Origin of the sequence: Aeromonas sp. R1-1, from assembly GCF_040908495.1 — a bacterium.
Taxonomy (GTDB): Bacteria; Pseudomonadota; Gammaproteobacteria; order Enterobacterales; family Aeromonadaceae; genus Aeromonas; species Aeromonas veronii.
Map to the genome: position 1 here is coordinate 1 of NZ_JBFODV010000268.1, position 8,722 is coordinate 8,722.

Here is an 8,722-nt window from a genome sequence, read left to right on the forward strand (position 1 = left end):
CAGACATTGAAAATCAAAAATTGTTTTTGATGCTCGATGCTGTGAGTGCCCACACAGATTGCTTGATTCAAATTGTTAAAGAGCGACGCAACAGTTCGTTGCTGCGGGAGTGGAATTCTACTCAACCGCTTTCTCGAGTCAAGCCTTATTTTCAAAGGCTTTTCGAGGTTACCGACGAGGTTGTTTGCGTTGCCGCTTGCCCTGTCGATGGAGGCGCATTATAGGGATCTGGATCACGCTTGCAAGGGTGTTTTCGAATTAAATTCGCATTTTTGGTTCAACCGTTCACTAATCACCCAAAAAGCGCATTTATCCTGCAACAACACACCCGTTTGGCGAGCTCGCTATCCTCTAGATGGCGTGGCGGTGTTAGCAGATCAAGGTTGTGGCGATTTGGTCTCTCTACATCTATATGCATGGTGATCGAGGTCACGCCTTCGGGTAACATAGCGCCCCTTTGCGATTCACACACTCTTGGGCTTTGGAGAGTTTAATGCCTTTTGCACTTGGCCAGCGTTGGATTAGTGATACAGAGACGGATCTGGGGTTGGGGACTGTCGTTGCTGTTGAAGGACGCATGGTTACCCTGTTGTTTCCGGCTACCGGTGAAAACCGCATGTATGCCAAAGAAGAGGCGCCGGTCACCCGGGTCAGCTTCAATGTGGGCGATCAGATCACCAGTCACGAAGACTGGACCATGACGGTCGAAGAAGTGCAGGAGAAAGACGGCCTGCTTATATATGTAGGTGTGCGCACTGACAATAATGAGCCCGTTGCCCTCAAGGAAGTGTTTCTCAACAACTTTATCAAGTTCAACAAGCCGCAGGATCGCCTGTTCGCCGGTCAGATCGATCGGATGTCCCGCTTCACCCTGCGCTACGAAGCGCTGGTCAACCAGCACCAGCGTCGTCGCAACCCGACTCGTGGTCTGGCCGGTGGCCGGGTCAGCCTGATCCCGCACCAGCTCTATATTGCCCATGAAGTGGGTCACCGCTACGCTCCGCGCGTACTGCTGGCCGATGAGGTTGGCCTGGGCAAGACCATCGAAGCGGGCATGATCATTCATCAGCAGCTGCTCTCCGGCCGCGCCCATCGCGTGCTCATTCTGCTGCCCGAGACGCTCCAGCACCAATGGCTGGTCGAAATGCTGCGCCGTTTCAACCTGCACTTCTCCCTGTTTGACGAGGAGCGCTGCATCGAGGCGTTTGCCGATGCGGAGAACCCCTTCGAGACCGAACAGCTGGTGATCTGCAGCCTCGACTTCCTGCGCAAGAAGCGTCGTCGCTTCGAGCAGGTGCTGGAAGCCGAGTGGGATCTGCTGGTTGTCGACGAAGCCCACCATCTGGAGTGGAGTGAAGAGGCGCCGAGCCGTGCCTATGAAATGGTGGAAGCGCTGGCCGAACAGGTGCCGGGCGTGCTGCTGCTGACTGCGACACCGGATCAGCTGGGCCACCAGAGCCACTTTGCCCGTCTGCGCCTGCTCGATCCCGAACGTTTCTACGACTACGAGGCTTTCCTCGCCGAGGAGCAGGCCTATGGTCAGGTCGCCAGCGCCGCACAAGAGCTGCTGGATGGCGAGACCCTGAGCGATGAAGCCAGACAGATCCTCGCCAGCCAGCTGGAAGGGCTGGACTTGCGCGATGCTGAGGCCCGCCAGCAGGCAGTCGCCAAGCTGCTGGACCAGCACGGCACCGGCCGGGTGCTGTTCCGTAACAGCCGCGCCAATATTCAGGGCTTCCCCGAGCGTCACCTCAACGTCTACCCTATGCCGCTGCCGGAGCAGTACAAGACTGCCATCAAGGTGATGGGCATGATGGGTGGTAACGGTGGCGATCTGCAGACTCGTGCCCTGCGCTACCTCTATCCCGAGAAGATCTTCCAGCAGTTCGAAGGCGACAACGCCACCTGGACCCAGTTCGACCCGCGCGTAGAATGGTTGCTGGAGGTGCTGCTCTCAGCCCGCCAGCAGAAGGTGCTGGTGATCTGCTCCGAAGCGGCGACCGCCATCGCGCTGGAAGAGGCGCTGCGTACCCGTGAAGGGATCCGTGGTGCCGTGTTCCACGAAGGGATGTCGATCCTCGAGCGGGACAAGGCCTCCGCCTATTTCGCCCAGCAAGAGGGTGGCGCCCAAGTGCTGCTCTGCTCCGAGATCGGTTCAGAAGGACGCAACTTCCAGTTTGCCAGTCATCTGGTGCTGTTCGATCTGCCGCTCAATCCGGACCTGCTGGAACAACGTATCGGCCGACTGGATCGTATCGGTCAGCAGAATACCGTCGAGATCCACGTTCCCTATCTGGAAGGGACTGCCCAGCGCGCCCTGCAGCTCTGGTATCACGATGGTCTGGACGCGTTCGAGCAGACCTGCCCGACTGCCCGCCCGGTATTCGAAGCGGTACGTGAAGAGCTGTTCGAGCTGCTGGCCGCCAACACCGGCGATCAGGCGGCACTCGACGTCCTGCTGGTCAAGACCCGCGAACTGCACGAGCCGCTCAAGGCCCGACTGGAGCAGGGCCGCGATCGCCTGCTGGAGATCCACTCCAGCGGTGGCGCCGCCGCCCAGCAGTTGGTCGACAAGCTGGCCGCCGAAGATGACGACACCGGCATGATCTCCTTTGCCCTCAAGATGTTCGACGAGATCGGCGTCAATCAGGATGACCGTGGCGAGAACGCGCTGGTGCTGACTCCCGGTGATCATATGCTGGTTTCCAGCTTCCCAGGCCTGCCGCAAGATGGCATGACCATCACCTTCGATCGCAACACCGCCCTGTCGCGGGATGACATGGCGCTGCTCTCCTGGGATCACCCCATGATGCGCGGCGGTATCGATCTTATCCTGGGCTCCGAGATCGGTGCCACCTCGGTCGCACTGCTCAAGAACAAGGCGCTGCCCATCGGCTCCATCCTGCTTGAGCTGATCTTCGTTGCCGAGTCTGCAGCCCATCCCCAGCTCTACCGCTTCATGCCGCCGACGCCGATCCGTCTGCTGATGGACAAGAACGGCCAGAATCTGGGTGAGAAGGTGGCGTTCGATGCCTTCAACCGTCAGCTGACTCCAGTCAACCGCCACCTCGGCAGCAAGCTCGTGACTGCATCCCAGCCGGTGATCCACGGTCTGATTGGCAAGGGCCAGGCCATTGCCGAAGAGCTGAAAGCCGGGATTGTCGACAAGGCCCGCGCCCAGATGGCGCAGACCCTGCAGCAGGATCTGGATCGTCTGGAAGCGCTCAAGGCGGTCAACCCGAACGTGCGCGACAGCGAACTGGATTATCTGCGCAATCTGCAGGCAGAATTGCACCACCTGATCGATCAGACCCAACTCAAGCTGGATGCCATCCGCTTTATCGTGGTTACCCATAACTGATGGGGGCTTGCCCCCACCTTCTGATGCGAGACATTTATGTTTGAATACTCACCGCCTCTGGAACCCTGGCTCGATATCCTGTTCAAGGACAAGGACATCATGGTGGTCAACAAGCCCACTGGCCTACTAAGCGTCCCCGGGCGCGGCCCCGAGAATGAAGACAGCGTCCTGCATCGGGTGAAACAGCAACACCCCAAGGCGGCAGCAGCTCATCGCCTCGACATGTCCACCACGGGCGTCATTGTCATTCCCCTCAATCCCAACTCTCATCGGGAGCTGAGCCGACAATTTCGCGAGCGGGAGACCGAGAAGCACTACCTCGCCTGGGTGTGGGGTGAGCCGGAGGCAGAGTCGGGTCAGGTAGATCTGCCGCTCTGCGTCGACTGGCCCAACCGCCCGAAACAGAAGGTGGATCACGAAGAGGGGCGTCACGCCCTGACCCTGTGGCAGAAACTGAAGGTGGAGAACGGCAACAGTCTGATCAAGCTGACCCCCATCACAGGTCGCTCGCACCAGTTGCGCGTCCATATGCTGGAGCTGGGGCACCCGATCCTGGGTGACAACCTCTATGCTCATCCGGATGCGCTGGCGGCAGCGCCCCATCTCTACCTTCATGCGGCCAGCCTGACCATCAGCCATCCCCGCAGTGGCGAGCGGATGACCTTCGAGGCGCCAGCTCCTTTCCCGGTCTAATCCCGCAAATCGCAGAGATAAAAAAGCCCCCATCGCAAGATGGGGGCTTTTTCATTAGGGTCAGACGCGAATATCGATCTTGCTTCCCAGAGAAGCGCTGGCCGATGTCGGTGCAACCGGCGCTGATTGCGCTGCGTTTTGCAGCAGCTTCAGCGCAGCTTCGCCCTCTTGGGTCTGCTGTTTCTTGGCCAGACTGGCCGTCATCAGAGCAGAACCAAACGACGCATTTGCAGAACTTGATATATCCATAGGGTTCCTCCTGCACTCAACAGTATCGGCCAAGCGGCCCCGAACATAAGCACTGAATGCAAAACAATCTGAAAGTCGCTTTTCTATCAGTCAGATAGCAATTGCATTCATGGCCCCTGCTCACCGCTGGATGACGCCTTCAAGCTCCTGTGCCGTCATCGGCCGAAGCACCTTGCAAGGGTTGCCAGCCGCCACCACGTTGGCGGGCACATCTTTGGTCACCACCGAACCGGCACCTATGACGCTGTTGTCACCGATAGTGACGCCGGGACAGATGACGACGCTGCCGCCGATCCAGACGTTGTGACCGATCCGTACCGGCTTGCCGAACTCGACCCCCCTGATACGCGCTGCCACCACCACCGGGTGAGCGGCGGTGTAGATCTGCACCCCGGGCGCCAGCAGCACGTTGTCGCCGATGTGCACCTCACAGACGTCGAGGATGGTGCAATTGACGTTGGCGTAGAAGTTCTCGCCGACGAAGATATTGGTGCCATAGTCGCAGAAGAACGGAGGATTGATGGCGCACTCCTGGCCGCGTCTACCGAGCAGCTCGTGCAGCAAAGCATCCCGCACCGGTTTCTCCTGCCAGCTGGTGTTGAAGGTGTAATAGAGCCGGCGGCAGCGCTCGCGCGCCGCTTTCAGCTCGGGGTCAGCCGCGTCATAGGGCTCCCCCGCCACCATCTTCTGCCACTCGGCAGCGCGCACCAACTTCTCCATTACCTACTCCATCAGCCAGATCAGGGATTCATAAGGGCGCAGCATACCCGACTGCGGTTGGGCCGGACTATCGGGGTAGTTGCCGAGCAGCAGCCGACCTTGCCCGCTTTGCAGCTCGGCAGGCAAGGCACACTCCACCGGCTCACCGTAGAAGTTGCTCACCACCAGCAGGGTCTGACCGTTGGCACGGCGGGCATAGGCCCAGATCTGCGGGTGCCCGGCCAGTAGTTCCTGATAATCCCCCACAGTGAAGATGGGGTGCGCCTTGCGAATGGCGATGAGATCCCGATAATGCCAGAACACCGAGTGCTGGTCGGCCAGCGCCGCCTCGGCGTTGATCTCGGGATAGTTGGCGGCAGGCTTGAGCCAGGGCGTCCCGCTGGTGAAACCTGCATTGGCCGCTGCGCTCCACTGCATCGGCGTGCGCGAGTTGTCGCGGGACTTGGCGCCGAGAATGGCGAGGATCTCGGCCTCGCTCATCCCTTCCGCCAGCTTGATGGCGAAGATGTTGCGGCTCTCCACATCCTGATAGTCATCGATGTGCTGATAGCCGGGGTTGGTCATGCCGATCTCCTCCCCCTGATAGATGTAGGGGGTGCCTTGCAGGCCGTGCAGCGTACTGGCCAGCATCTTGGCGGCCACGACCCGATGCTCACCCTCATCGCCGAAACGGGAGACGATGCGCGGCTGATCGTGGTTGCACCAGAACAGCGCCGACCACCCCTTGCCGTGCATACCGCTCTGCCAGTGGTTGAAGATGCGCTTGAGTTCGAGGAAATCGAACGGCGCCTTGGTCCACTTGTCGCCGTTGGGGTAATCCACCTTGAGGTGGTGGAAGTTGAACACCATGGAGAGCTCGGAGCCATCCAGTGCGCCATAGCGCTGGCAGTGCTCCAGCGAAGTAGAGGACATCTCCCCCACCGTCATGGCGCCGACAGGAGCAAACACATCGCAGCTCACATCCTGCAGGAATTCGTGGATGCGCGGCCCGTCGGTGTAGAAGCGGCGGCCATCGCCAATATCGTCGTTCGGGAAGGTCTGATCCTTGGAGATAAGGTTGATAACGTCGAGCCGGAACCCATCCACCCCCTTCTTGGCCCAGAAGTGAATGATGTTTTTCACCTCGGCGCGCACCGCCGGATTTTCCCAGTTGAGATCCGCCTGCTCGCGGGCAAACAGGTGCAGGTAGTACTGGCCGGTGGCTGAGTCCAGCTCCCAGGCGCTGCCACCAAACTTGGATTGCCAGTTGTTGGGCACGCCGCCATCCACCGGATCGCGCCAGATGTAGTAGTCGCGGTAGGGGCTGTTTTTATCCCCCAGCGCCGACTTGAACCAGGCGTGCTCGGTGGAGGTGTGGTTGACCACGATATCCATCACGATGCGGATGTCGCGCGCGTGGGCGGCGGCCAGCAGCGCCTCGAAATCAGCCATGGTGCCGTAGGCGGGGTCGATGGCGTAGTAGTCGGCGATGTCGTAGCCGTTGTCCACCTGCGGCGAGACGTAAACCGGGGTCAGCCAGAGGGCATCGACCCCCAGCGTCTTTAGGTAATCGAGGCGGGCCATGATCCCCTTGAGGTCGCCGGAGCCACGGGCAGCGGAATCCTGAAAGCTCTTGGGGTAAATCTGGTAAATCACGGCACTCTGCCACCAGGGTGTTTGGCTCATGGGTCTTTCTCTTGTCTCGAATATGAAATGGAGAGGGCGACCCGCGGGTCGCCCTGATAATCATTGTCAGGCGCTGGCTTGGGTCAACTTGCCAGCGGCTTGCTGGCGCTTGTAGACCAGCAGGGTCAGCACCACCGGCACCACGATGGCGACCAGCATGGCGATGGCAAATACCGCCCAGTATTGCGGCTGGATGGAAAGGATGCCCGGCAGGCCGCCCACCCCGATGCCGTTGGCCATCACCCCGGCGAAACCGCAGATGAGGGCGGCAAGGCTGGAACCCACCATGGCGCACAGCATGGGGAACTTGTACTTGAGGTTGATGCCGTACATGGCTGGTTCGGTCACCCCGAGATAGGCGGAGATGGCGGCAGGCACGGAGATTTCCCGTTCGTTCTCCTTGCGGCTAATCAGAATGATGCCGACGACCGCAGAAGCCTGAGCGATGTTGGAGAGGGCGATCAGCGGCCAAATCGGGGTGCCACCCATGCTCTGCATCAGCTGCAGATCCACTGCGTTGGTGGTGTGGTGGATACCGGTAATGACCAGCGGTGCATAGAGGAAACCGAACAGGGCAGCGCCGATGGGAGCGAAGGAGCCAGTCATGGCGGCCTTGGCAGCGAAACCGACGCCATCACCAATCCAGCGACCGAACGGGCCGATAAAGGCGTGGGCCACGATCACTGCCAGCAGCAGCGAGACAAACGGCACAATCACCAGATATAGGTAAGCCGGAATGATCCGCTTGAGGTTGGTCTCCACCCAGGCGAGGAAGACACCCGCCAGCAGCGCCGGAATGACCTGTGCCTGATAGCCCACCTTCTGGATCACGAACAGGCCGAAGTCCCACACCTCGGGAGTCTGCTGGCCGATGCCGTAGGCGTTCATCAACTGCGGTGACACCAGCGTCACCCCCAGCACGATACCCAGGATCTCGGAGCCGCCCATCTTCTTCACTGCAGACCAGCAAACACCAACCGGCAGGAAGTGGAAAATCGCCTCGCCCAGCAGCCAGAGGAAGGCGTGTACCTGAGCCCAGAACTGGCTGATCTCGGTGAGGGTGTGAGTGCCATCGTCGAACATCTTGATGTCGCCGATGACGTTGCGAAAGCCCAGGATCAGACCGCCGGTGATTATGGCGGGCAGCAGCGGAACGAAGATCTCCGCCAGATGGGAAATGCCCCGCTCCAGCGGGTTCATGTTCTGGCGCGCCGCCTGCTTGGCGGTCTCCTTGCTGCCACCGCTGACGCCGAGCTGCTCGGTCAGCGCCTTGTACCACTGCTCCACCTCGTTGCCGATCACCACCTGGAATTGACCGCCCTGGGTGAAGCTTCCCTTCACCGCCGGGATGGTTTCGATGGCCTTGCTGTCGGCCTTGGCCGGATCGTTCAGGACGAAGCGCAACCGGGTCAGACAGTGGCTGACGGTGGCGATGTTCTCCTTGCCGCCGATCTTGTCGATCAGGGTGGCAAGCTGCTGTGCGTTGATCTTGGACATGGGTCTTCCCTCTGTGACGCCATTGAATAGTGGTCTGTATCGCCCTTTTGAGCCAGTCTGTCGGCCTGAGCGTTTTTGGTATCGTTCCCATTTAGCATGCCGACAATCTGGCCAGATCGAAATGGGAACGTTCCCAATTCGTGGCCAGCGTCACAAAAAGCACGCTTTTTGTTCAGTCCGGAGTGATGGGGCTCACAGGGTTCGGCAGGGGGCGATTGTCACCAACGGAGGCTGAGCCTGCTCAATCTGGCCGAGCAGCTGCCGCGCCGCCTGCTCCCCTGCCCCCTTGTAACCGAGATCCAGAGTGAGGGCGTTGGGGAAGAGGAAGGTGAACATGGGGTTGTTGCCAAGGCCGGTCACCAGCACCTCGCTACGCCCCTGCTCTTGCAGGTATTTTGCCGCACCGATGGCGAGGGTGTCGCTGGCGCAGACCAGTGCGCCGGTGGTCGGGGTGAGCAGCTCCGCAGCCAACCGGTAGCCGCTCTGCAGGCTGAGGTCGCCGAGGGCGCTGCGCGCCGCCAGCCCCTGCTCGGCGCA

8 protein-coding genes are annotated in these 8,722 nt (G+C 60.3%); 3 read left to right on the forward strand and 5 right to left on the reverse strand.

Going from position 1 to position 8,722, the window contains the following annotated elements; all coding sequences use genetic code 11:
* The 3 genes from AB5Y92_RS18175 to rluA form a co-directional block, all read left to right on the forward strand.
* A partial coding sequence (locus tag AB5Y92_RS18175) for a hypothetical protein (protein ID WP_368227321.1) occupies positions 1–224 on the forward strand: 224 nt, incomplete at its 5' end.
* A gap of 269 nt (positions 225–493) precedes the next feature.
* Positions 494–3,361 (forward strand): RNA polymerase-associated protein RapA, encoded by a 2,868-nt coding sequence (gene rapA / locus AB5Y92_RS18180; protein WP_368227322.1) that lies wholly within the window; start codon positions 494–496, stop codon positions 3,359–3,361.
* Positions 3,362–3,397: 36 nt separating this feature from the next.
* The gene (rluA, locus tag AB5Y92_RS18185) at positions 3,398–4,054 is read left to right on the forward strand and encodes a bifunctional tRNA pseudouridine(32) synthase/23S rRNA pseudouridine(746) synthase RluA (RefSeq protein ID WP_069528708.1); all 657 of its coding nucleotides are present in this window, start codon (positions 3,398–3,400) and stop codon (positions 4,052–4,054) included.
* A gap of 60 nt (positions 4,055–4,114) precedes the next feature.
* On the opposite strand, the gene AB5Y92_RS18190 is transcribed toward rluA, so the two are convergent.
* The 5 genes from AB5Y92_RS18190 to AB5Y92_RS18210 form a co-directional block, all read right to left on the reverse strand.
* On the reverse strand, positions 4,115–4,303 hold the full coding sequence (locus AB5Y92_RS18190; RefSeq protein WP_005336040.1) for a hypothetical protein: 189 nt from the start codon (positions 4,301–4,303) through the stop codon (positions 4,115–4,117).
* Between the two features lie 120 nt (positions 4,304–4,423).
* Entirely contained in the window at positions 4,424–5,023 is a 600-nt protein-coding gene (locus AB5Y92_RS18195; RefSeq protein ID WP_368227323.1) for a sugar O-acetyltransferase, read from the reverse strand.
* 3 nt (positions 5,024–5,026) lie between these two features.
* Positions 5,027–6,688: an alpha,alpha-phosphotrehalase gene (gene treC, locus AB5Y92_RS18200; protein WP_368227324.1), complete on the reverse strand. Its 1,662-nt coding sequence runs from the start codon at positions 6,686–6,688 to the stop codon at positions 5,027–5,029.
* Between the two features lie 66 nt (positions 6,689–6,754).
* Positions 6,755–8,185, reverse strand: a complete 1,431-nt coding sequence (treB, locus tag AB5Y92_RS18205) for a PTS trehalose transporter subunit IIBC (RefSeq protein WP_005348758.1) — start codon at positions 8,183–8,185, stop codon at positions 6,755–6,757.
* Between the two features lie 192 nt (positions 8,186–8,377).
* Positions 8,378–8,722: substrate-binding domain-containing protein (locus AB5Y92_RS18210; protein ID WP_368227325.1), on the reverse strand; the 345-nt coding region annotated here is incomplete at its 5' end.

Bases quoted from the DNA above. Each gene is read 5' to 3' on its own strand.
- treB (WP_005348758.1), bottom strand. From the start codon at position 8,185: ATGTCCAAGATCAACGCACAGCAGCTTGCCACCCTGATCGACAAGATC.
- rapA (WP_368227322.1), top strand. From the start codon at position 494: ATGCCTTTTGCACTTGGCCAGCGTTGGATTAGTGATACAGAGACGGAT.
- treC (WP_368227324.1), bottom strand. From the start codon at position 6,688: ATGAGCCAAACACCCTGGTGGCAGAGTGCCGTGATTTACCAGATTTAC.
- rluA (WP_069528708.1), top strand. From the start codon at position 3,398: ATGTTTGAATACTCACCGCCTCTGGAACCCTGGCTCGATATCCTGTTC.
- AB5Y92_RS18190 (WP_005336040.1), bottom strand. From the start codon at position 4,303: ATGGATATATCAAGTTCTGCAAATGCGTCGTTTGGTTCTGCTCTGATG.
- AB5Y92_RS18195 (WP_368227323.1), bottom strand. From the start codon at position 5,023: ATGGAGAAGTTGGTGCGCGCTGCCGAGTGGCAGAAGATGGTGGCGGGG.